The organism is Pseudoalteromonas sp. S2721, from assembly GCF_005887425.1.
In the GTDB taxonomy this organism is placed as follows: domain Bacteria; phylum Pseudomonadota; class Gammaproteobacteria; order Enterobacterales; family Alteromonadaceae; genus Pseudoalteromonas; species Pseudoalteromonas simplex.
In genome coordinates this window covers 14,179-37,253 of sequence record NZ_PNCZ01000029.1, presented here as the reverse complement: position 1 = coordinate 37,253, position 23,075 = coordinate 14,179, and the positions used below count along the sequence as shown (strand labels likewise).

Sequence of the window (23,075 nt, the reverse complement as noted above, 5' to 3'; positions counted from 1 at the left end):
CTCAATTTTGGTAATCGACCTTAGACATTTTTATAAGAGGGCAAGGTAAATAAAACTGCGTTAGCAACCTCAATCTTACTTTTTTCCTTTATAGCCAGCGACGAACAGATTTTTGGTATTGCTGGTATGCTGACCCAAACTTCTCAGCCATAAACGTTTCTTCTGGCATAATTTGAAATCGATTCATATAGAGAATAAATATCGGCAGCATTATAAAACTCGCAATATTACCAAGATAAATTCCCCAACCGACTAGCATTAGTAACATACCAACATACATTGGGTTACGGCTAAATTGATAAACACCACTTGTAACAAGACTCGCTGACTTTTCTGGAATTCGAGGGTCAACAGTCGTGCCTTGCTTACGAAATTGATAAACCCCTAATAAAGCAAACATCACACCTGAAAATGCTATGAGTATTGCTACAAAAGATGATGCAAAAAACGAGAAGCTAAAACTCGTAAACAACTCTGCTATGCCCCACATCATCAACGCAATGATCAGCAGTAGCACAACTGGGGGCACTTTTAATTCTAACTGATTCACACAAGCTCCCCTACTTTCAATGCCTTACCACGACTAATTTGATGACACTGGGCTAAGAATAACTCGGCCGTTGCCATGGCATCAGTCAGGGCATGGTGCGAGCTGTAATGCGGTAAGTTGTAGCGCTTACGGCATTCGCTAAGTGTTAAATCATCGTGGCCAATTTCGTGGCCTTGCTGGTGCAAGCGTTTTTTTTCAATAACGAAGGTATCAAGAATTAAACGCGCTTTTGCATCTAAACCAAGTGTTCTGCAGGCCTGTTTTAAAAACCCCCAATCAAGTGCCGCGTTATGAAACACTAAAATGCACTCACCAAAATGCTGATGCAGCTTGCCAAGAATGCTTTCGAGGCTTTCACCTGTATCTATGTCTTGTTTTGCAATACCGTGATAAATCGGGCTTTGCTCTAAGCTTTGCACGTCTTTATTTATTAAGTGCTGCGCACCGCTGAGTTTAATGCATTGTTCTTCTATCATCACCCACGCCACCGAGACAATTTCGTGCTGGCGAGGATCTAGGCCCGTTAATTCCATGTCTATCACTACGTAGCGTTCTTTATAGGCATCGGCTGCCAAGAGTTGCTTGCGCGCTAAATACCGACTTAACCAGCGTTTAACCATACCCTCTCCTATAAACTACCGCGAGCAAATTTAAATGCGGCAGCTTGCTGTGCCTGTTTAACCAAATAAAATGCTTCTTTTAATTGATGTCGCTCCAATGAATTCAACGCATTTGGGTTAATACAGTTGCTTGGCAATCCCTCTTCGTTAATTTGTGTGCCTAAACGCAGCTGGGTTAAAAAGCGCCAACAGTCTTTTAGGTTATATAAATCATCTTTATTGAGTAGCGAAAATTTCATTAATGCATCAATACGCTCTTGCGTATTAGCACGCTGAATACCCGCTTTGAGGGAATATAAACGTACTATGTCGTTAATGATCACCACACCGCGTTTTTTTAAGTCGAGGTACTTATGCTGCTTTTCGTCTTTCTCTAATTTAAATTGATTAAACAAACCAATGGGCACTGGCGTATTTTTAATGTCGCTGGCCATAGCCGCATAGAATAAGTCATTTTTAGAAATGCGTTTTAGCTGCTCACAAAAGCGCGCATATAAGGTAGTGGAACCTTCAATAAAACGTAGGTCAAAAAATATCTTACAATTGAGCATCGCCTCTGGTGTAGGTGAGGTGATCCACTTATGAAACTTTTCTGTCCAAGCATTAATGCCCATACGGCACTGTGCATTGCTCGCCATAATATTGCCAGGGCAACGTTTTATACCGCACTCAATTAAATGCTCACAGACATACTCGCCCATGCGCTTAAAGTAATCGTGTTGTTCGTCTGTTAAATCATCAGGTAGCAACAGGCCATTATCTTGGTCAGAATGCAGTGTTTGTTCTTCTCGCGCTTGTGAACCAAAACAAATAAAACTAAAGCTGGTTGGTGCCGCGCCATTATCTTCTTGGAACAAACGAATTAACCGCGAAGTCAACGCATCGGTTAAGCCACTTAATAATTTACCAATCAAGGAGATGTCATCAATATTGTTTGAAAAACCTTTTAATAAACAGGGTATCTCTTGCGAATAACGCTTTAAATCAACCACGCTGTGCGCTTTGTAAATTCGTCCAATCAATTGTACTGGGTCGCTTTTTTGCTGACGCAGTAAATCCGTACTGGTGAGCATACCAAGCGGTTTGTGATGTTCATCAAGCACAGGTAAATGGTGAATATTGTGCTTAAGCATTAAGTGTAGCGCCGAAAACACGCGGTTATTTTCAAAAATAAACTTGGGCTTACACGTCATGATGCTACTTACTGACTCTTGTGGGTCAACCTCATCGGCTAATACGCGGTTGCGTAAATCTCGGTCGGTCACGACTCCTACAAGACGCTCATGTTCAGTCAACATAATTGATGAAACACCCTGTTGTTTCATTTTTTTAGCGGCTTGACGAATACTTGCATCTGGCGCCAAGGTGACGGCTTTGCGATTCATCAACTCGCAAATTTTTTTCTCCGACCAACTGTCGTTTTGACTTTTATAATGAGACGACAATAAACGGTTTTTATGGGCACGAACAAAGTATTGCTCAAACACTTTATACTCACGGCGTAAGTAATCAAATGCCGCTTGGTTAAGCATGTAAACAATGCCTTCCTTTTGCACTGAAATGCTATTTTGAATTGCTTCGCCAGTTAACAATGAAGGAAAACCAAAGTAATCGCCACTTGATAACTTAGTGATCACATCGCCTTTTGGGTCAACTAAATCATAATCGCCAGAGCGAATTAAAAATAATCTTAGATTATCCGAACTTAACCACTGATTTTGATTCTCACGGGTCAAATAAATAATATCGAGATGGTTTACAAAATACTCACTGGCAGCGCCATCAAGCTGATTAAATGGCGTTTGCTGCATCACAAATTGGGCGACTTCCTGTTGCTCGGTATTCATGGTCATTCTCGCTATATAATAGAGACAATATCTACACTACCCCTGTTTGAAATAAATAAAAAGCCCGACTTAAGTCGGGCTTTTAAACGTCAAGAGTGTGTTCTTATAAAATGGTTTTATTAGTGCGCGTGTGCTGCGCTCGAACCTTTAGGGTTACGGATACCTTCAACCATTTCTTGGATTTCAACTGGTGTTTCAGCCGTTAGTTTAAGTACGATAGCTGCAACTACAAAGTTAACAATCATACCAATAAGACCGATACCTTCAGGTGAAATACCAAATAACCAGTTTGCCGGTGTATTCAACTCAGGGCTTACGAACTTGAAGTAGATAATATAAGCCGCTGTGAATGTAATACCTGTCACCATACCCGCAATCGCACCTTCTTTATTCATCTTCTTAGAGAAGATACCCATAATGATGGCTGGGAAGAAGCTCGCCGCTGCTAAGCCGAAGGCGAAGGCAACAACCGAAGCCACGAACCCTGGCGGGTTAATACCAAAGTAAGCTGAAATCACAATCGCTATCATCGCAGCTAAGCGCGCTGCAAGTAGCTCTTGTTTGTCACTTATATCTGGTTTTAAGGTGCGTTTTAATAAGTCATGGGATACCGAGGTCGAGATCACCAATAGTAAGCCTGCTGTTGTTGATAGCGCTGCTGCGATACCACCTGCTGCGACTAATGCAATCACCCATGCTGGTAAGTCTGCGATCTCAGGGTTTGCAAGTACCATGATGTCGCGGTCAACTTTAACTTCGTTTGCGCTGTTTGGATCATCAATCTTACCTGCTGAGTAGAACATTTTGCCGTCACCATTTTTATCGTTAAAGGTGATTAGGCCTGTTCTTTCCCAGTTTTTAACCCAAGCTGGTGCTTCTGCGTACTCTGTACCGCTACCGTCTTTACCGTTAATTGTATCAATCATGTTTACACGAGCGAATGACGCTACAGCAGGTGCTGTTGTATAAACAACTGCAATGAAAACAAGTGTCCATGCAGCTGAGATACGCGTGTCTTTAACACGTGGAACAGTGAAGAAACGAACGATTACGTGCGGTAAACCTGCAGTACCAACCATTAATGCGCCTGTAATTGCGAATACATCAATCATGCTCTTCGAGCCTTCGGTGTACTGCGCAAAGCCAAGCTCGGTACTGAGTCCATCTAATTTATCAAGTACAAACTGTCCTGAGCCATCGCTAAGGGTTGCACCGAAGCCGGTTTGTGGGAAGAAGTGACCTGTCATCATCATTGAAATGAAGATTGCTGGAACAAGGTAAGCAAATACGAGTACACAGTACTGAGCTACTTGCGTATATGTAATCCCCTTCATACCGCCTAATACAGCGTAGAAGAATACAATCACCATACCAATGTAAACACCGGTCTCAATATCTACTTCTAAGAAGCGAGAGAAAACCACACCTACACCACGCATTTGACCTGCGATATATGTGAAACAGATAAAAATAGCACATAAAATTGCAACAACACGTGCAGCTTGTGAGTAATAACGGTCACCGATGAAATCAGGTACCGTGAACTTACCAAACTTACGTAGGTAAGGAGCTAAACAAAGTGCAAGTAGTACATAACCACCTGTCCAACCCATTAGATATACACCACCGTCATAACCTGCAAACGAGATAATACCCGCCATTGAGATAAACGATGCTGCACTCATCCAGTCAGCAGCGGTTGCCATACCATTTGCTAGCGGCGGTACACCGCCCCCTGCAACATAGAATTCATTTGTTGACCCAGCACGAGCCCAGATTGCGATGCCGATATAAAGCGCGAAGCTTAAACCGACGATAATAAACGTGAGTGTTTGAACATCCATTGCTTAGCTCCTATTCGTCTACGCCGTATTTTTTATCTAACGTATTCATTTTGAAAACGTAAACAAAAATCAAAGCAACAAAGGTGTAAATAGCGCCTTGCTGGGAGAACCAGAAGCCGAGTTTAAACCCAAAGAAACGTATCTCGTTAAGTACGTCTACCAGTAAAATGCCGAAGCCAAATGACACGACAAACCAAATTGCTAATAATTTAAATAGCAGTGCGAGGTTTTCCGCCCAATAAGCTTTTGCTTGTTCTTCATCTTTAAAAGCCATTTTTTATCCCCTTATGCATTACAAGAAAGTAATGAGTGGTATTAGTTGTCATTAACTAAGTTAGCAAGGGTTCTGATTTATGGAATTGAGACCATAGTCGTAACAGTTAGTTTACGTTTACGTAAACTGCAAAACACCGTTTGTTAACGAATGGTAAAAAACAATATTTAACAACAACTTAACCTATAAAGATAAATTTGCGAAATAGCGAAAATAGTAAAAACGAATGATCTGCGACATTAGTCTAATAACAGCGCATAAAACAGTACTATCTTTTAAATATCAACAACTTGCTTTTTATTAATTTTTATTGCAAAAAATCTAGCCATCGAAATCGCGCATAATTCTGGTAAGGTAGTGTTATTACAATAATTACTGAATTTAAACATGACAGCTGCGCTTTTATTTGTTGCACTCGCCTATATTGGCGTGTTGTTTTGGTTGGCAAATTGGGGAGACAAAACCACTCCTCTTGCAAAAAGAATTAGTCACCACCCATTTGTCTATTCTTTTTCACTAGGGATTTACTGTACGTCTTGGACCTACTATGGTTCGGTTGGTACAGCAGCCACCAGCAGTTGGAACTACTTACCTATTTTAATTGGCCCTGCGCTGCTATTTTTCTTCGGCCAAGGGTTTTTACGTAAATTAGTACTGGTCAGTAAAAAGCAAAATATCACCACTATCGCCGACTTTATTTCTGCTCGCTATGGTAAACGGCAAACCACCGCGATTATGGTAACGATTATCGCTTTATTAGCGACTATTCCGTATATCGCACTGCAATTAAAAGCACTAAGTAGCAGCTTCTTACTGCTGCAAAACGACGATCGTATTTCGGGATCTATGCTGGCCCTTTCAGCAACACTTATCATGGCAATGTTTGCGATATTCTTTGGTACTCGTAAGGTGGATGTAACCGAATATCGCTCGGGGCTGATGCTGGCTGTTGCCTTTGAATCGATGATTAAATTACTGGCTTTAGTGGCCGTTGCTGGGCTTGCTTTATACACATTATTTAATTTAACTACGGTGCAAACCGAGCAACTAAAGGGCTCTATTTGGCAGCACTGGCATAACTTCGACTTTTTTAGCTTTAACTTTATCGGTCAGTCATTAATGGCAGCTGCGGCGATTATCTGTTTACCAAGGCAGTTCCATGTAACTGTGGTCGATAACCAAGATAAACGCCATCTTTATACAGCCCGCTGGGCATTCCCCCTGTATTTGTTACTGACTGCGGCAATGATTTTCCCTATTGCAACAGCAGCTATACACCCAGGCATTGGTAGTGGCTTCTCTCCAGATAGCTTTGTATTAGCCCTACCGCTGATGCACGAAAACGCCTTTTTAACGACCTTTGTATTTATCGGGGGTCTATCAGCGGCTACAGCGATGATTGTTGTAGCCACACTTACACTCAGCACCATGATCTCAAACGATGTGGTATTGCCGCTAATGCTGCGTCGTAAGTTTAAACGTAACCTCATCACCAGCAGCTATAAATCACAAATTCTGTTAGTTAGACGATTCACAATTGCTGGCATTTTGATTTTGTCGTATTTCTACCAGCAATGGTTTGGTCATGGTAAAGCATTGGCTAGTATGGGTTTAGTCGCCTTTTCTTTAGTCTCGCAATTACTGCCTGCTATTGTGGGTGGTCTATATTGGCGAAAAGGCCATGCTTATGGGGTTTATGCGGGATTATTAGCAGGCTTCATTTGCTGGGTTTTATTCTTAATGCTACCTATTTTAGATGCAGGCAATACCTTAAACGCAGAGCTACAACAAACACTCATTACTCGTGGCACCCTCATTGCTTTATTTGCCAATATTGGCTGTTACATTAGTTTTTCGCTCGGTGCAGATGAGCGTTTAATTGATAAAATTCAGGCAGCTGCCTTTGTTAATCCTAAAGATCAAGCTGTGTTTGCTAGACGCTTGAATAAAAATGTGAAAGCCACCGTCTACGACTTTAAGGTTCTACTACAAACCTTCTTGGGCGTACAGCGATCGCAACAAGTTTTAGCCCATTACTCTTTAACTCATAACTTAGATAATAATAACGCACACCCAGAACCTGAGTTTATTGCCTATTGTGAACGCGCCTTAACTGGTGTGCTTGGTGCCTCTTCAGCACAGGCGCTGATCCACACAGTTGCCTCAGGTAAACGCATGGCCTTTGAAGAAGTCGTTAACTTTTTTGATGAAACCACACAAGCTCTGCAATTTAACCAAAACCTATTATTCACCTCACTTGAAAACCTCAGCCATGGTATTTCTGTTGTTGATAAAGAGCTTAATTTAGTGGCATGGAATAAGCGCTACGCAGAAATGTTTGACTACCCAGAAAACTTTTTAGAGGTTGGTCAACCCATAGAGGAAGTGATCCGCTACAATGCCGAGCGCGGCGAGTGTGGTCCAGGTGAAGTTGAGCGCCATGTAGAAAAGCGCGTGCAGCATCTTAAAAACGGCACGCCCCACCACTTTATTCGCCACCGCCGTAATGGCCAAGTGTTCGAAATGATTGGTAACCCACTGCCAGATGGTGGCTTTGTAACAAGTTTCTCTGATGTTACCACGCATATCGAAACGCAAAATGCGCTTGAAGAAGTAAACATGGACCTTGAAAACCGTATTGAAGCGCGTACTCAAGAAATCCGTACTATCAATAAAGATTTACAAGCACAAATCGATAGCCGAGTACAAACTGAGCAAGCACTTACTTTAGCTAAAAAAGAGGCAGAACAAGCTAATGACAGTAAAACGCGATTTTTAGCCTTAGCAAGTCACGATATTTTACAACCGCTGAATGCGGCGCGCCTGTACCTTGCAGCCATTGATGATAAAACCCTCTCTAACAACAACTTAAATAACTTTGAAAAGCTTGGCGCAAGTTTAGATTCAACGGTGCATTTGATGTCTGCGCTGTTAGAAATTGCCAAGCTCGAGCAAGGGGCAATGACGCCAACTCCACGTCACTTTAGTATTGATGACATACTTGCCCCGCTTAAGAACGAATACGCCATTATGTCGAGCGAAAAAGGCTTAAAGCTGACGGTGCGTTCAAAAGGAGTAATTGTTCACAGTGATATCACTTATTTACGACGAATTATTCAAAACTTGGTGTCAAATGCGGTTAAATACACTGATAGTGGCCGAGTTTTAATTGCTTGTCGCAAACGCAAACATCATTTACGTATTGAAGTATGGGACACAGGCCCCGGCATTACAGAAGTAGAGCAAGCGAAGATCTTTAATGACTTTTATCGTATTGAAGCGGGAGATAACAAAGGGGTTGGCCTTGGCTTAGGAGTTGTAAAACGAATGGCCGACTTACTCTCTTTACGATTAGATGTCAGTTCAAAGCCTGGCAAAGGTAGCCGCTTTAGTATTGAAGTACCTTATGGTGAAAGCCAATTTATTCAACAAAAAGAGGCACCTAAAAAAGGTGTTGAGAACCGCAGTGCAATGAATATTATTGCGGTGGATGATGACCCAGAAAACCTTAATGCCATGGCAAGCCTATTGCAAAAGTGGCAGGCCAATTACCAACTCTTTGATCAAGTTGAAACCGTGATGGCCTATGCCAAAGAGCACCGAGCGCCCGATGTGATCTTAATGGATTATCAGCTCGGTCATGATTGCGATGGCATCACGCTTATTAAAACCCTACGAGAAATTTGGCAAAGCCCAGTACCGGCAATTTTAATCACAGCGGTACGTGATGAAGCGCTAAAACAGCAAACCAAAGAAGAGCAAATTCATTACCTTAGTAAACCTGTTAAGCCCGCAAAACTCAAAGCACTGCTTAACCACAGTACTTAACAATAGTGCTTAACCAACGTTTTTAAAAACATAGATTTAAGGCAAAGCTGCGGGCTTTGCCTTAAATTTTTGGAACAACCAACTAAGCGCAACTAACGACAAGCCTAAGCCGATAAACGAAATAGCCCGCAATAATCCAGTTAAGTTTGCCATATCAATCAAGAACACTTTTAACACCACCAGCGCCAATAAGCCAAGGCCAAGCTTTTGTAATAACGTAATGGTTTTTAAATGCCCTATCACAACTAACATAGCTCCGATAATAAGCCAAACTAAAGAATAACTGTAAAGCTCGGCATCTGAGGTTGGCAAAGCAATATTTATAAACTCGCCTTGCCAGTTGTGGCGAATTTCCGCATTGATATATAAAACACTCATCACACCTGCAAGTGCTGTAAACAGCTTTTGTAAATAGTTTTGAGATTTCGTCAGTCGGCTTGCCCAAATTGCAATTAAAGCTGGTACTAACCAAAGTAATAGTAACCAGTTAATAATCGGCCAGCTGCCTATATTTATCGGTTCAAAAAACGGATTTACAACGGTAAAGCTTTTCACTACTAGCAAGCCGCTTAATGTTAATAACGCAAAACCAGCCATTTGATAGAGCTTAACCAATTGCGCAGTAAAGCGTGAGCGCAGTAAGTAAACACAGCCCAAGATGCCCCAGTTACAGGTCAGTAAAATATGCTCATACACAGACAAATTCTCAAAGTCAGGATAGCGCCCTACTAACTGATAGCTCGTCTCTGTGGTAATAAATAAAGCAATGCAATGTAGGGCTGCCCCCTCTAGCCACATTCGAACAGATTGCTGCTGCCAATGCCTTGCTGCCAAGTAAAATAAGCAAGCACATACAGGATAAACAACCAAACTCCAATGTACACCGAGCAGCAGCGCATCACTGTAATCCGCTGACCAAGGTGCAAAACTTAATCTAATGAGTAAAGCACCAACTAAACCTTTAAGCGGCCAAGTCAGTATGCTGAGTGACTGTTTATTCACATAAAAACTGATCAACAACACTTGCACAGCAAGCGCTAAGGTCAAGCTGCTACCTTCAAGGAGCATGGTTAATGCCAAACTAATATTGGCATTACCGCCGAGCCAGTAACTAAATACTCGCATTGGATTTGTGCTATTGATGGATAACTTAAATAGCCAGGCAGACAGTGCCAGTAATACAAAGCACCAAACCGGGTATGCCTTCATCAAGGCATGGTCGGGAGTGATGAGATATAAGCAACTAATAATCACAAAACTTGAAAGTGATGCAAGTAACGTAAAGCCAAAGCGTTTAGGGTATTTACGACCAAATAAAAAACCATAGCCTGCAAACAGAGCAATAAAGAACAGCCCTGCTCCGTAGTTTTGCCGAAATACAAAAAGTTGCTCAGAATAATCAACAGTATTATTTTGCCCTGTCAGCAAACACACCACACTCACCACAGATATTATTAGCCAGTGATCCCATGCACTGTTTTTTAATACCAAAAACAACAGTAAAGCCAGTAACAACAACATACTCAATTGCCAAGTAAGCAGTTGGTTACTACTCATGAGTAAAAGATAAAGTGGTACGACAACCGCTAATAACAGAGGGTTGTCGGGCAGTTGTTTCAGTAGCGTTTTAAAGCGATGTGGGCGGTATTCAATTTGCTTAAAGCCCAGCCCAAGGCGTGGAATAGCAATTAACAATATGATGCTAAATAGAGCATAAAGATTAATAAACCAATGCAGGTTTTTAGATACTGTCAATGCAACTAAAATGTACCAACCTAAATGACCTGCCCATAACAGATACCACAGCCAATGACGTTTTACATAATGCGCTACCAGCGAAGCAGAAACACTAACAAAAGCAACATAGGTAAGCAGCGCTATAAAATCATTATTCCCAGTATTGACCCAAACCGGCACGCTGTAGGCGCCAATAATACCAATGACCGCAAGCACTGGACCAAAACGCAGCGCCATCCAGCTTGCAGCTACAGAGATTAAGGTTAAAACGCTAAATGCAGGTAATGCTTGGAGTAAGCCATAATGGCTGTAGGCCAGTAAAGTGAGCGCAAAACAACTGATAAAGCCGCCGCTAGCAAGCGCAGCGGGAATATAGTTACTAAACCCATCAAAGATAATACCTTTACGATGTAACACCTCAGCCGCAACAATTAAGCTCAGACCAAAAATAGCCCCAAGTGTGAGTCGCATAGTTTCGGATAATAAGCCTGCTTCCAGTGAATAGCGGGCTAAAAAGATACCACCAAAGGCAAGTGCAACCGCTCCTACCCAAGTTAGCCAATTGGCTTTGATTTGTGTAACGAGTTGGCTTACTAGCGGATTTAAAATGGCAGGCTTGGGTTTTGTTGGCTCTGGCTTTTTAGGGATAGCCTCAATCGGCTTAATAATGACTTTCGGCTTTGGTTCAAATTTTGCTGAGTCAGTCAGATCTTCGTTTGAATTTTCAAACGTGTTTGCAGTATTTGTTTGAGGGTTATTAACATATGTCGCGTTAAGTTTTACTCGAAGAGCAGCCACCTCTCGCTTTAAACTAGAGAGTTGAAAAAGGGCAATAATGCCAGCAATTGAGCCACCTACAACAACTAGTGCTAGTAAGACTAGTAACGCAATACCGCCGTCCATACTCTCTCCTTGTGTATACTTTAAACAAAAAAGCAAAAGCCTTAATTGTTTATACAATAAACACTTAGCAAGAGTAAATAAACAACGATATTGCGTTTTAGCCGGTTAAGACTGTTCAGTCACCGTACGCTCTAAGGTCATCTTGTAACCTGAATCAGTGGTTTCATCGTGTTCAATCACCAAGATATAGTTACCTTCTTCGGTAAAATCCATATCGCTTTGTTGCAAGAGCACAATCTGTTGGCCGTTATCTTCAAACACCACATAAGTTGTATAAACTTCGTTATCAACCACCTGCTCTTGTTGGTCGTATTGATCTAACCCTTCAACAACATTGCTAGTATCTTCAACCGTTTCGCCATTGAGGGTAAAGTACACATCGACTTCGTCTATCTCTTGCCCTGCATAGCTATCAATTAAGTTAACCACAGTAACTGCGTGGCTGTAGCTGCTTGGTGTTAGATTTTCTTCAATGGTCATCATACGAGGGCCGTAATCTTTGTCATTGTAGAAAAGACCAACCGCACTTTGCTCACGCTCTAATGTCATTAAGAAATTATCTACAATCGTGTCGCCAGCTTCATCTAACATGGCGACGCTGTAACTATTTGGCGACATACTCATGTATTCAGAGTAACTATCGTTGCTAACAACTTCGGTGTTAGTCGCCGTTGTGCCTCGGGTTACTTTAAACTGGGTTTGCGTGTAATCATCAATGGTATTAATAAAACGCAGCTGACCTTGCGCGTCTTGGTGGTTTAGTTGTGTTACAGAGCTACTTGCCGTCACGACATCAAGCGTAATGCCATCTTCTTCTGTTGCATAACTTGGGCGGATCATCGCCATGTACGTTGCTTCATCATTAAAATACACGGTTGGTGATTCAAAAATCACATCTGTGCTGCCGCTAGCGGTAATATAAATAGTGTAATAACCTTCCTCAAGCGTCGCTAATTCTGGCTCAACGAGGTATTGCGAAGTCATTAATAACTCTGCGGTATCAAATACACCGTCGTCAGTGGCAACATATACATCGTAAAGATTGTCTTCGCCAACAATATTAAAAAAGCCGACATTGAATTCATCTTCATCGCTTGACGTCGGCACACTTAGCTCTGTAAAAATTGGTTCAGCAAAGTCACCATTCATTACTAATAACTGAGTTTGATCATTTTTTATATTGATAGTTTCTTCGTCAATCGTAATATAACTGTCGTTGGCATCAACATATTCAAAACTGAGATCATACTCCCCCGAACTGTAGTTATGACGAGTTGATACATCACCAAAGTCTGCCCCCGAGCGCTCAGTGTCATCAACAAATAAACGCGTGTATGGGCTGTTGTAAGAGCCATTGTACAGTTGCACATAGCCACTATTGCTACTGCTGCTGTCATCGCTTGAGCAGGCAGCTAGTACCGAAAGCAAACTTGAGGCAACAATTGTTTTAAGCAGAGTGCTTTTCATGGAATTTTTTCCTTATTGTTTGTAATACCCCATTCTGACTCGAATAAATCGAAAAAATTCTATGTTTTACAAACTATTACCTTCACTTACAGTTACTTACGATAAGGTTAAAAAGTGTAGAAAATGATGTAGAAAAGCACTTAATTAATCATAATTATGGACAGAAAATCACATTTATAGTGAAAGCAGCTTACTTTTACACGAAAAGTAAATAATGGTTACATTTTAGGCGTTTATGCAATCAAATCAGATAAATTATTAGATAGTTAAATTTGCGCTATGCAGCACAAAAAAATTAGCAAATAATGGTGTTCACACAAACGGGATTAGAATGAGGACTATGAACACGATTTTAACCACACAATGCGATGATGATGTTGGTCTAATTGCCAAGATCACTGGCCTTTGTCATCAGCATAATTTAAACATTACGCGTAATAACGAATTTGTAGATAAAGACGCTAAACGCTTTTTTATGCGTACAGAGTTAAGCGGTGTTATTGCTGAGGACTTTTTACCAAGGCTTGCTGAGCTACTTCCTGATGGCGCAGAGCTTGCCCTGCACAGCAGCGAAAAAACGAAAGTGGTATTGCTTGCCACTAAAGAAGCGCACTGCTTAGGTGGTGTATTACTTAAGCAGTTCGAAAAAGCCTTAAACATCGAAGTACTGGCTGTGATTGCCAACTACGCTGATTTAGCGCCATTGGCTGCAGGCTTTGGCGTGCCATTTCATGTGGTATCGCACGAAGGTTTAAGCCGTGCGGAGCATGATCAACAAGTCGGTGATTTAATTGCCAGCTATCAGCCTGATATTATCGGCCTTGCAAAATATATGCGTATTTTAAGCCCTGAATTTGTGGCGCGCTTTGAAGGTAAGATTATTAATATTCACCATTCATTTTTGCCTGCCTTTATTGGTGCAAAGCCTTACCATCAGGCGTTTGAACGCGGTGTAAAAATTATTGGTGCGACCGCCCATTTTGTTAATAATGAGCTTGATGAAGGGCCGATTATTTTACAAGATGTGACGCATGTCAGCCATGCGGATACCGCAGAGATGATGGCAAAAATGGGTAAAGATGTAGAGAAAACAGTATTCTGTAAAGCGCTGCAACTCGCATCTGAACATAAACTGTTTATCAATGGTAATCGAACCGTGGTGTTCGCTTAAGCAATAAAATGAAGAGGCTGAATGGCCTCTTTATTATTTTTATTATCGTTTGTTATGCCGACTCAATAGGCTCTAGTTGCAATTTAGAGGCAATTAATACCGCTTGAGTACGGTTATACACACCTAGCTTTCTAAAAATTGCTGTAATGTGTGCTTTAACGGTTGCTTCAGAAATATGTAACTCGTAAGCAATCTGTTTGTTTAACAAGCCTTCGTGTAAGTATTGCAACACCTTGTATTGCTGCGGTGTCAGTGAAGCCACTTGCGCTGCAATTTCTTTGTCTTCGCCATCTACAGCAGCCACTTTATCTTTAAGTTCAAGTGGCAGCCAAACATCGCCTTCAAGAATGTGGTTGATTGCCAGCGCAATATCATCTGATGAAGATGATTTAGGAATAAATCCCATCGCACCATAACCCATTACTTTAGAAACTACATTGATGTCTTCGCTGCCAGAAACAACAGCTATTGGTAAGCTTGGATAGTCTTCGCGAATGCGAATAAGGCCGTATAAATCGCCATTGCCTGGCATGTGAAGGTCTAGTAGTAAGATATCAAGATCTTCTTGCTCGCTTAGCACCTGCAAAGTGGTATCAAAGTTTTCCGATTCAAACACTTCTAAATCAGCGAACTTAGCACTCAATGCCCCTTTCAGCGCTTCACGAAATAACGGATGATCGTCCGCTATTAAAAACTGACTCATGGTTCACTCCTAATAAATTCGGCTGACACCTATTTCTAAGTGACAGCCGATATACTACGTTTAGAATCAACTTCTAATCAAGTTTTTAACGCGATTTTAACGATTTAATCGGTTTTCGATTAGCTCATCAACAACGCTTGGATCGGCTAGTGTAGAAGTATCTCCAAGCTGTTGGTGCTCATTTGCCGCAATTTTACGTAAAATTCGACGCATGATCTTACCAGAACGAGTTTTCGGTAAACCCGGAGACCATTGGATCATATCTGGTGATGCAATTGGGCTTAACTCTTTACGAACCCAGTTACGTACCTCTTTTGTTAGTTCATCACTCACTACAACACCCTCATTTGGAGTGATGTAAACATAGATGCCCTGACCTTTAATATCATGCGGGTAACCAACTACAGCCGCTTCTGCTACTGCTTCGTGAGCAACCAATGCACTCTCGATTTCGGCAGTACCTAGGCGGTGGCCTGATACGTTAAGTACGTCATCTACACGGCCTGTGATCCAGTAGTAGCCATCTTCATCACGACGACAACCGTCACCAGTGAAGTACACACCAGGGTATGCTGAGAAATAGGTTTGTTCAAAGCGCTCATGGTCGCCATAAACTGTGCGAGCTTGTGATGGCCAGCTGTCTAAAATAACAAGGTTACCGTCAACCGCGCCTTCTAATGTGTTGCCTTCAGCATCAAATAGTGCCGGTGCAATACCAAAGAACGGACGAGTTGCTGAGCCTGGCTTCATATCTGTCGCACCTGGTAATGGTGTGATCATGATGCCACCAGTCTCTGTTTGCCACCACGTATCTACGATTGGGCAGTTTTCGTTACCAATATGCTCGTAATACCATGCCCACGCTTCTGGGTTAATTGGCTCACCTACAGAACCCATAACACGAAGACTTTTACGAGTTGAAGTCGCTGTTGGCTCATCGCCTTTCGCCATTAGAGCACGAATAGCAGTCGGTGCTGTGTAAAGGATAGTCACGTTGTGCTTATCAATTACTTCACCCATACGCCCCGCTGTTGGGTAAGTTGGTACACCTTCAAATACGACTTGCGTGCAGCCATTCACTAATGGGCCATAAGCAATGTAGCTGTGACCTGTGATCCAGCCCACATCGGCACTACACCAGAAAATATCGTCTTCTTTAAGATCAAACACATATTCATGTGTCATCGATGCATAAACAAGGTAACCACCGGTAGTATGAACCACACCTTTTGGTTGACCCGTTGAGCCTGAAGTATAAAGAATGAAAAGCGGATCTTCTGCATTCATTGGTTCAGGTTCGCACTCAGCTGGTAAATCAGCGACAAGCTCATGCCACCAAACATCATGACTATTCCATTCAACTTCACCACCGGTCAGCTGATGAACAATAACGTGCTCAACGGTGGTTACCGAGTCTTGTGATACCGCTTCATCAACATTTGCTTTAAGTGGTACGCAGTTGCCAGCACGGCGACCTTCGTCTGAAGTAATTACCACTTTAGCGCCTGAGTCATTAATTCGGTCAGCAATCGCTGATGGAGAGAAACCACCAAATACTACAGAGTGAATCGCACCAATACGCGCACACGCTTGCATAGCGTAAATAGCCTGCGGTGTCATTGGCATGTAAATAGCGACACGGTCACCTTTCGATACACCTAATTTTTTAAGGCCATTAGCTAATTTAGCGACTTCGTCGTGAAGCTTTTGGTAGCTGATGTTTTCGTTATGTTCAGGGTTGTCGCCTTCCCAAATGAGGGCTGTTTTATCGGCTTTAGTAGCAAGGTGGCGGTCAATACAGTTATAAGATGCGTTTAGTTGGCCGTCTTCATACCAGCGAATACTGATGTGGCCTTTGTCGAATGAAGTATTCTTTACTTTATTATAAGGAGTTGACCAATCAAGACGTTTACCGTGTTCTCGCCAAAATCCCTCAGGGTCATCAATCGATTGCTTATACAGTGTATTATATTTATCGTTATCAACTAATGCAGCATTCTTGATATGCGCTGGTACTGGATAGATACTTTCTGACATTGTTGTCGTCTCCATTTTAATTACTTGCCTACGGCCTGCATCAAGGATCACTCAGCAAAGCCCCTGAAAGTATTAGACCTTAGTTGTATATCTTGTCATTTAACAAAAAACGTCGAAATCGCCTTCTATAATCTAGTTCAATGTTAGATTGGTTGTGATTTAACCAGATATTCCACCTTAGTCTAATAGACCAATAGATAATTGAGAGAAGTCTTATCTTAAACAACAGTGGTACAACAACATTATTAAAAAATCATTAATGCAACAAGTAGCTTCGACAGGAATACACATTATGACAACAACAAAAGTAACCGCATTAAAAACACTAGCAGCTTCAGCTGTTTTATCAGCACTTGCCAGCAATGCTAACGCTGCAAACATTGGTAACACAGAGGTTTCTTATGGTGGCTATGTAAAACTTGATGCCATGTGGAGTGATTACTCAGCAGGCGTACCAGCCGGTGGTAGTATTGGCCGTGACTTCTATGTACCAGGTACAACACCAGTAGGCGCAGACAGCGACAGCGATGCTGTATTTGACATGCACGCGCGCCAATCTCGCTTTAACCTAGGTACCGCAACAAAGTTAGACGATGGCAAAACCATCAAAACTAAAATTGAAATCGACTTTATTGCTTCAGCACCAGGCGGTAACGAACGCGTTAGTAACTCTTATGCGCCACGTATTCGTCAAGCATTTGTAACTTATGATGGCTGGTTATTTGGTCAAGCATGGTCAAACTTTCAAAACGTAGGCGCATTACCTGAAACACTCGACTTCGTGGGACCTGCTGAGGGTACCGTGTTCGTACGCCAAGCACAGGCACGTTACACTACTGGCAACTGGTCATTCTCTATCGAAAACCCAGAGAGCACAGTCACAGTAGACGGCGCTCGCGTAGCCACTGATGATGCATCAATGCCTGACTTTACAGCACGTTATGCACATAAAGCTGATTGGGGTGAATTAGTATTTACCGGTCTTGCTCGTCAATTAACTTACAAGCAAAATGGCATTGATGCAGATACATCATCGTTCGGTATCAGCGCCTCAGGTAAAGTTAATTTTGGCCAAAACAACCTAAAATTCATGCTAACTCAAGGCTCAGGTTTAGGCCGCTACATTGGTTTAAACGTAGCAAATGGTGCTGTGCTTGATGGTGATGATTTAGATGCGATTGATTCAACATCAGGTTTTATTGCCTACCAACAACACTGGAACAGCCAATGGCGTTCTACTTTCCTTTACTCATTCTTCTCAGCAGATAACAACACAGATTTACTTGCAGTGACTGGCGACCCTACAGAAATGAGCCAAAGCTATAGTGCCAACCTTTTATACTCGCCTGTTAAAAAGCTCACCTTTGGTGTTGAGTTTAAACATGCCGAGCGTGAGTTAGAAAGCGGTGCTGACGGAGATATGGATCGTCTACAATTTTCTGCAAAATACGTTTTTTAAGATTTAAACTTATTTACTTCCTGAAGCGGCTTCGGCCGCTTTTTTTATATCTCCTTTTTATATTTCTGTGCCCTTTAAACTTTTTTGCAATCAATTATTCACTAAAACAGCAAACCTTAATTGCAAATTATTTTCATTTAGATTAGATTACGCATTAATTTCACGATTCATTGAACTAATTGGAACTTTGCATGTCATCAACAAAAATTTTGCGCTTATCTCAATTAAGCCTTGTGACCTCAGCACTTTTAAGTGGCCACGCTTTTGCAGAACAACAAAAAGAAGAACAAGCAATTGAAAAAATTGCCGTGTATGGCCAGCATCATAAAAACTACATCACTGAAGAAGCACAGTCTGCGACCAAATTAGGGCTAACAATTAAAGAGACACCACAGTCAATCTCTGTTGTTTCACGTGCATTAATGGATGACTTCTCACTCGATAATCTAAACGCTGTACTTGAAAGCACACCGGGTGTGACTGTTGAGCAAATTGAAACTGATCGTACTTATTTTAAAGCTCGCGGTTTTGAAATCACTAACTTCCAGGTTAATGGCATGGGTATGCCACAAGACAACGGTTCAATCCAAGGTACTCTTGATACCTCTATTTTTGATAGTGTTGAAATTGTACGTGGTGCCAATGGTTTAATGACAGGTGCGGGTAACCCTTCAGCAACCGTGAACATGGTTCTAAAACGCCCTACTTATCAAACACAAGTAAATGCGTCTGTATCGTATGGCTCTTGGGACAACAAACGTTTAGAGCTTGACGCTTCAACAGCTATCAACGAAAACCACGCTGTACGTGCAGTATTCACTAAGCACAAAACTGAGTCATACCTTGACCGTTACGAGCAAGATAAAACAATTTATTACCTAGCCTACGAAGGTCAATTAACTGATAGCACAGTAGTCACTGCAAACTATGTAAATCAAAAGAAAGATGCCGACAGCCCACTTTGGGGTGCCTTACCACTTTATTACAGCGATGGTTCAGCAACAAACTTTGATGCGTCAACCAGCACTGCTTCAGATTGGTCATATTGGAATAACACAACTGAGCAGCTGTTCTTATCAATTGAGCAAGCAATCACCAATACTTGGTTCTTAAAAGCCAGCTACGCGCACTTAGAAAATGAGCAAGATTCTGAGCTTTTCTATGTTTACGGCACACCAGACAGAGAAACAGGTCTTGGCCTAACTGGTTATGCGAGTGAATATGACCACAAAGATAAGCACGACATTTTAGATATCTACGCAACAGGTAAATTTGATTTATTTGGTATGGAACATGATCTGTCGTTTGGTGTAAACCAAGCAGATATGGATAACAAAGATAAATCATTGTATGACCGTACAACAGGCAATGGTTTCCCTGCGATGCCTGAGCTAGGTGGTTGGGACGGTGTTGCGCCAGTACCAACACTTACTGATGGTTTAACAGGTGCTGATATCACTAGTCGACAACGCTCTGCATATATTTCAACACGCATTCGTGCAACTGACGCATTCAGCATTTTAGCGGGTGTAAGCCAAGTAAATTGGGAAACGGAAGGTGCCTCTTACGGCGTTGCAAAAGACAAAGATAGCGACCAAACAGTGCCGTACTTCGGTGTTGTTTATGATATCAACGAAAGCTTCTCAACTTACGCAAGCTACACAGAAACCTTTGTTCCGCAAACAGAGCGTGACGTAAACGGTGATTATTTAGATCCAATCACAGGTAAAAGTAGCGAAATTGGTGTAAAGGCACAGCTACTTGATGACGACTTATTTGTAACTGTAGCCTACTTTGATGCAAAACAAGTTGGCCTTGCTGTTGCTATCCCAGGTTCATTACCTGATGACACTCGCTACTATGGCGCAGATGGTATTAACAGTGATGGTATTGAAGTAGAGCTTAGTGGCAAAATCAACGAAACGCTGAGCGCGAGCTTTAGTTTCAGCAATCTAAACATTGATGGTGATGAATTAGTTAAAAACTACACACCTGAAAACCAATTTAAACTTGCTGTAACTCATAAAGTGCCTGAAGTTGATGGTTTAACCTTTGGTTTAAACTACCAATGGCAAGACGACACTAAACGTGTACAACCTACTCAGCCGTCTGGCGTTGTTCCTGTTACTAAGCAAGATGCTTACGGCTTATTAAATCTAATGGCAACATACGATATTAATGACCACATGAGCGTTAACTTAAACGTTAATAACGTAACTAACGAAAAGTACTTACATAGCTTGTTCTGGGAGCAAGGTTATTACGGCGCACCGCGTAGTTATTCAGTATCTTTCAACTGGCAGCTATAATTTTATAAAGCGACAAGTTTTAAGCTTTAAGTACATGAAAAGCCGCATCATATGCGGCTTTTTTATTACCCCATTTTACTCTAAGAGCAAAAAACATAGCGAATAACCTTCACTTCATTGCACCTTATAAATTTTTCTGTAGTGTATTAAAAAATGAATATTTTAGTTATTTGGTACAGATTAATGGATGCTAAAAAATCGAAACGCTCTAGAAGATGTCCAGATTGTGGATGGAAGTTTCCAATAGCCAAAGCGAGTACACCAATAGACAGGGTTGACGGTAAACTATTCACTTGCCCTGATTGCCAAACAGCTCTCATATATCGAACTGATACAGAACTTATGTATCGAATTTTCACGCTGATGACAATACCAGCTACCAGCTTGGCATTCATATATGACGATAATGCGCTATTTGAAACAATAGCGATTTTTTTGATAATCCCTCTTGCAACCCTTGCTGCTATTTTATGGCGTCGTAGCGAATATATTGAACGTGTAAAATAACTTAAAATTGTCACTGAATTGAAAATGCGACAAACTACTGCCTACTCCAACAACTGCGGGTATATCCCGCATTAAGTTCTGCAATTAAACGCGATATAAAATCGCTGCTACAAACAACCATAAAAAAACCGCTAACTGTGTAGCGGTCTTTTTGTGTTAAGTGCGGGTCAAATCACGCTTAACTATACTCTTTTGCGGTGTTTATAGCTCGTCTTCAGCTAATAGGCCTGCATCTTCACCATCTTCTGGTTGCACAGTTGCTTGAAGTAATAGCATCTCACGTAACTTACCTTCGATCTCATCTGCGATCTCTGGGTTGTCTTTTAAGAACTTAATTGAGTTTGCTTTACCTTGACCAACTTTGCTGCCATTGTAGCTGTACCAAGCACCTGATTTTTCAACAATCTTATGCTTAACGCCTAGATCGATTAGTTCGCCTTGTTTAGAAATACCTTCACCATACATGATGATGAACTCAGCTTGTTTAAACGGCGGAGCAACCTTGTTTTTAACAACTTTAACGCGGGTTTCGTTACCAACAACCTCATCGCCTTCTTTCACTGAACCAATACGACGAATATCGATACGTACTGAAGCGTAGAATTTAAGTGCGTTACCGCCTGTTGTTGTTTCAGGGTTACCAAACATAACACCAATTTTCATACGGATTTGGTTGATGAAAATACATAGTGTGTTTGAACGCTTGATGTTACCTGTAAGCTTACGTAATGCTTGTGACATTAAGCGAGCTTGCAGACCCATGTGTGAGTCACCCATGTCACCTTCGATTTCAGCTTTAGGTGTTAAAGCTGCTACCGAGTCAACAATCACAACATCAACAGCACTTGAACGAACTAACATGTCACAAATTTCTAATGCTTGCTCACCCGTGTCTGGCTGAGAAACAAGTAAATCATCAATGTTTACGCCCAATTTTTGTGCGTATACAGGATCTAAAGCGTGCTCAGCATCTACGAATGCACACGTTTTACCTTGCTTTTGAGCTTCAGCGATAACTTGTAAAGTAAGTGTTGTTTTACCTGATGATTCAGGACCATACACTTCAACAATACGGCCTGTAGGTAAACCACCAATACCTAGTGCGATATCGATACCAAGTGAACCTGTTGAGATTGCTTCAATATCTAGGGCTTTGTTGTCGCCCAGTTTCATAATTGAGCCTTTACCAAATTGACGCTCAATTTGTGATAAAGCAGCGTCTAAGGCTTTTTGTTTGTTATCGTTCATTCTGTTCTCCAAATCCGGCTAATGCAGACAGTATACTGTATGAAATCACAGTATCAAGCTAATTTTCAGATTTTATCAATTCAATTATGTTTTTTAACGAATAAACAATAGCTTGCAGTCTAACTTCAGCTCTATCACCAGCGAAAACCTGTTTGCTTGAGTAGTTTTGACCAGCCAAATGAATACAAAACCACACTAATCCCACAGGTTTATCCAGTGTTCCACCACCGGGGCCTGCTATCCCCGAAATAGCTATTGCAATATCGGCGTTTGCAGCTTTTGCCGCCCCCGATGCCATTTCAACAACGGTTTGTTCACTCACCGCGCCAAAGCTGTTTAAGGTTTGCTCGCTAACGCCAATGAGCTCATGTTTTGCTTGGTTACTATAAGTAACAAACGCTCGGTCAATATAATTAGAACTGCCCGGGGTATCGGTGAGCGCATAACTCACTCCACCGCCAGTGCATGATTCTGCGGTAGTGATCCATAAGCGTTTATCCGTTAAAATAGCTCCTAATTTCGCAGCAAGTGTTTTAATCTCTTGATGTAATTCCATATTCAGCCTTTGGGT

At 41.6% G+C, this 23,075-nt stretch carries 16 protein-coding genes; 5 read left to right on the top strand and 11 right to left on the bottom strand.

Features of this window, described 5'->3' with window-relative positions; genetic code table 11:
• Window positions 1-88: 88 nt before the first annotated feature.
• From CWC02_RS12570 to CWC02_RS12550, 5 genes are all read right to left on the bottom strand, one after another.
• A complete protein-coding gene (locus tag CWC02_RS12570) occupies window positions 89-550 on the bottom strand; it encodes a methyltransferase family protein (protein WP_138618566.1) in 462 nt (153 codons plus the stop codon).
• Entirely contained in the window at window positions 547-1,170 is a 624-nt protein-coding gene (locus CWC02_RS12565) for a 3'-5' exonuclease (protein WP_138618564.1), read from the bottom strand. Before CWC02_RS12565 ends, CWC02_RS12570 begins: the two co-directional genes overlap by 4 nt.
• An 8-nt stretch (window positions 1,171-1,178) precedes the next feature.
• Window positions 1,179-3,017, bottom strand: a complete 1,839-nt coding sequence (locus CWC02_RS12560) for a DUF294 nucleotidyltransferase-like domain-containing protein (protein WP_138618562.1) — start codon at window positions 3,015-3,017, stop codon at window positions 1,179-1,181.
• Between the two features lie 119 nt (window positions 3,018-3,136).
• Window positions 3,137-4,861 (bottom strand): sodium:solute symporter family protein, encoded by a 1,725-nt coding sequence (locus CWC02_RS12555; protein WP_054551161.1) that lies wholly within the window; start codon window positions 4,859-4,861, stop codon window positions 3,137-3,139.
• A gap of 10 nt (window positions 4,862-4,871) precedes the next feature.
• A complete protein-coding gene (locus CWC02_RS12550) occupies window positions 4,872-5,135 on the bottom strand; it encodes a DUF4212 domain-containing protein (RefSeq protein WP_054551160.1) in 264 nt (87 codons plus the stop codon).
• Between the two features lie 387 nt (window positions 5,136-5,522).
• Between CWC02_RS12550 and CWC02_RS12545 the strand changes: the two genes are divergently transcribed.
• A complete protein-coding gene (locus CWC02_RS12545; protein WP_138618560.1) occupies window positions 5,523-8,963 on the top strand; it encodes a PAS domain-containing hybrid sensor histidine kinase/response regulator in 3,441 nt (1,146 codons plus the stop codon).
• A 36-nt stretch (window positions 8,964-8,999) separates the two neighbouring features.
• On the opposite strand, the gene CWC02_RS12540 is transcribed toward CWC02_RS12545, so the two are convergent.
• Window positions 9,000-11,603: a DUF2339 domain-containing protein gene (locus CWC02_RS12540; RefSeq protein ID WP_138618558.1), complete on the bottom strand. Its 2,604-nt coding sequence runs from the start codon at window positions 11,601-11,603 to the stop codon at window positions 9,000-9,002.
• 105 nt (window positions 11,604-11,708) lie between these two features.
• Entirely contained in the window at window positions 11,709-13,070 is a 1,362-nt protein-coding gene (locus CWC02_RS12535) for a DUF4397 domain-containing protein (RefSeq protein WP_138599723.1), read from the bottom strand.
• Window positions 13,071-13,410: 340 nt separating this feature from the next.
• Here CWC02_RS12535 and purU point away from each other — a divergent pair, with 340 nt between their 5' ends.
• A complete protein-coding gene (purU, locus tag CWC02_RS12530) occupies window positions 13,411-14,241 on the top strand; it encodes a formyltetrahydrofolate deformylase (RefSeq protein ID WP_054551156.1) in 831 nt (276 codons plus the stop codon).
• A gap of 52 nt (window positions 14,242-14,293) precedes the next feature.
• On the opposite strand, the gene CWC02_RS12525 is transcribed toward purU, so the two are convergent.
• A complete protein-coding gene (locus CWC02_RS12525; RefSeq protein ID WP_054551155.1) occupies window positions 14,294-14,944 on the bottom strand; it encodes a response regulator transcription factor in 651 nt (216 codons plus the stop codon).
• A 96-nt stretch (window positions 14,945-15,040) separates the two neighbouring features.
• Window positions 15,041-16,981, bottom strand: coding sequence for an acetate--CoA ligase (gene acs, locus CWC02_RS12520; RefSeq protein ID WP_138618556.1), 1,941 nt, complete (start codon window positions 16,979-16,981; stop codon window positions 15,041-15,043).
• Window positions 16,982-17,273: 292 nt separating this feature from the next.
• Here acs and CWC02_RS12515 point away from each other — a divergent pair, with 292 nt between their 5' ends.
• The 3 genes from CWC02_RS12515 to CWC02_RS12505 all read left to right on the top strand — a co-directional run bounded on the left by CWC02_RS12515 (window position 17,274) and on the right by CWC02_RS12505 (window position 21,256).
• The gene (locus CWC02_RS12515; RefSeq protein ID WP_138618554.1) at window positions 17,274-18,440 is read left to right on the top strand and encodes a DcaP family trimeric outer membrane transporter; all 1,167 of its coding nucleotides are present in this window, start codon (window positions 17,274-17,276) and stop codon (window positions 18,438-18,440) included.
• A 191-nt stretch (window positions 18,441-18,631) separates the two neighbouring features.
• The gene (locus tag CWC02_RS12510) at window positions 18,632-20,749 is read left to right on the top strand and encodes a TonB-dependent siderophore receptor (RefSeq protein ID WP_138618552.1); all 2,118 of its coding nucleotides are present in this window, start codon (window positions 18,632-18,634) and stop codon (window positions 20,747-20,749) included.
• A 153-nt stretch (window positions 20,750-20,902) separates the two neighbouring features.
• Window positions 20,903-21,256 carry a hypothetical protein gene (locus CWC02_RS12505; RefSeq protein ID WP_138599726.1) on the top strand — a complete coding sequence of 118 codons (354 nt, stop codon included), beginning with the start codon at window positions 20,903-20,905 and terminating at the stop codon, window positions 21,254-21,256.
• Between the two features lie 201 nt (window positions 21,257-21,457).
• Here the strand turns inward: CWC02_RS12505 and recA are convergent, their stop codons facing one another.
• Together recA and CWC02_RS12495 are read right to left on the bottom strand one after the other, a co-directional pair.
• The gene (recA, locus tag CWC02_RS12500; RefSeq protein ID WP_054551150.1) at window positions 21,458-22,504 is read right to left on the bottom strand and encodes a recombinase RecA; all 1,047 of its coding nucleotides are present in this window, start codon (window positions 22,502-22,504) and stop codon (window positions 21,458-21,460) included.
• 58 nt (window positions 22,505-22,562) lie between these two features.
• Window positions 22,563-23,060: a nicotinamide-nucleotide amidohydrolase family protein gene (locus CWC02_RS12495; RefSeq protein ID WP_138618550.1), complete on the bottom strand. Its 498-nt coding sequence runs from the start codon at window positions 23,058-23,060 to the stop codon at window positions 22,563-22,565.
• Window positions 23,061-23,075: the final 15 nt, after the last annotated feature.

Excerpts from the sequence above, each read along its gene's own strand:
- CWC02_RS12565 (WP_138618564.1), bottom strand. The coding sequence starts at position 1,170 with ATGGTTAAACGCTGGTTAAGTCGGTATTTAGCGCGCAAGCAACTCTTG.
- CWC02_RS12560 (WP_138618562.1), bottom strand. The coding sequence starts at position 3,017 with ATGAATACCGAGCAACAGGAAGTCGCCCAATTTGTGATGCAGCAAACG.
- CWC02_RS12555 (WP_054551161.1), bottom strand. The coding sequence starts at position 4,861 with ATGGATGTTCAAACACTCACGTTTATTATCGTCGGTTTAAGCTTCGCG.
- CWC02_RS12550 (WP_054551160.1), bottom strand. The coding sequence starts at position 5,135 with ATGGCTTTTAAAGATGAAGAACAAGCAAAAGCTTATTGGGCGGAAAAC.
- CWC02_RS12545 (WP_138618560.1), top strand. The coding sequence starts at position 5,523 with ATGACAGCTGCGCTTTTATTTGTTGCACTCGCCTATATTGGCGTGTTG.
- CWC02_RS12540 (WP_138618558.1), bottom strand. The coding sequence starts at position 11,603 with ATGGACGGCGGTATTGCGTTACTAGTCTTACTAGCACTAGTTGTTGTA.
- CWC02_RS12535 (WP_138599723.1), bottom strand. The coding sequence starts at position 13,070 with ATGAAAAGCACTCTGCTTAAAACAATTGTTGCCTCAAGTTTGCTTTCG.
- purU (WP_054551156.1), top strand. The coding sequence starts at position 13,411 with ATGAACACGATTTTAACCACACAATGCGATGATGATGTTGGTCTAATT.
- CWC02_RS12525 (WP_054551155.1), bottom strand. The coding sequence starts at position 14,944 with ATGAGTCAGTTTTTAATAGCGGACGATCATCCGTTATTTCGTGAAGCG.
- acs (WP_138618556.1), bottom strand. The coding sequence starts at position 16,981 with ATGTCAGAAAGTATCTATCCAGTACCAGCGCATATCAAGAATGCTGCA.
- CWC02_RS12515 (WP_138618554.1), top strand. The coding sequence starts at position 17,274 with ATGACAACAACAAAAGTAACCGCATTAAAAACACTAGCAGCTTCAGCT.
- CWC02_RS12510 (WP_138618552.1), top strand. The coding sequence starts at position 18,632 with ATGTCATCAACAAAAATTTTGCGCTTATCTCAATTAAGCCTTGTGACC.
- CWC02_RS12505 (WP_138599726.1), top strand. The coding sequence starts at position 20,903 with ATGAATATTTTAGTTATTTGGTACAGATTAATGGATGCTAAAAAATCG.
- recA (WP_054551150.1), bottom strand. The coding sequence starts at position 22,504 with ATGAACGATAACAAACAAAAAGCCTTAGACGCTGCTTTATCACAAATT.
- CWC02_RS12495 (WP_138618550.1), bottom strand. The coding sequence starts at position 23,060 with ATGGAATTACATCAAGAGATTAAAACACTTGCTGCGAAATTAGGAGCT.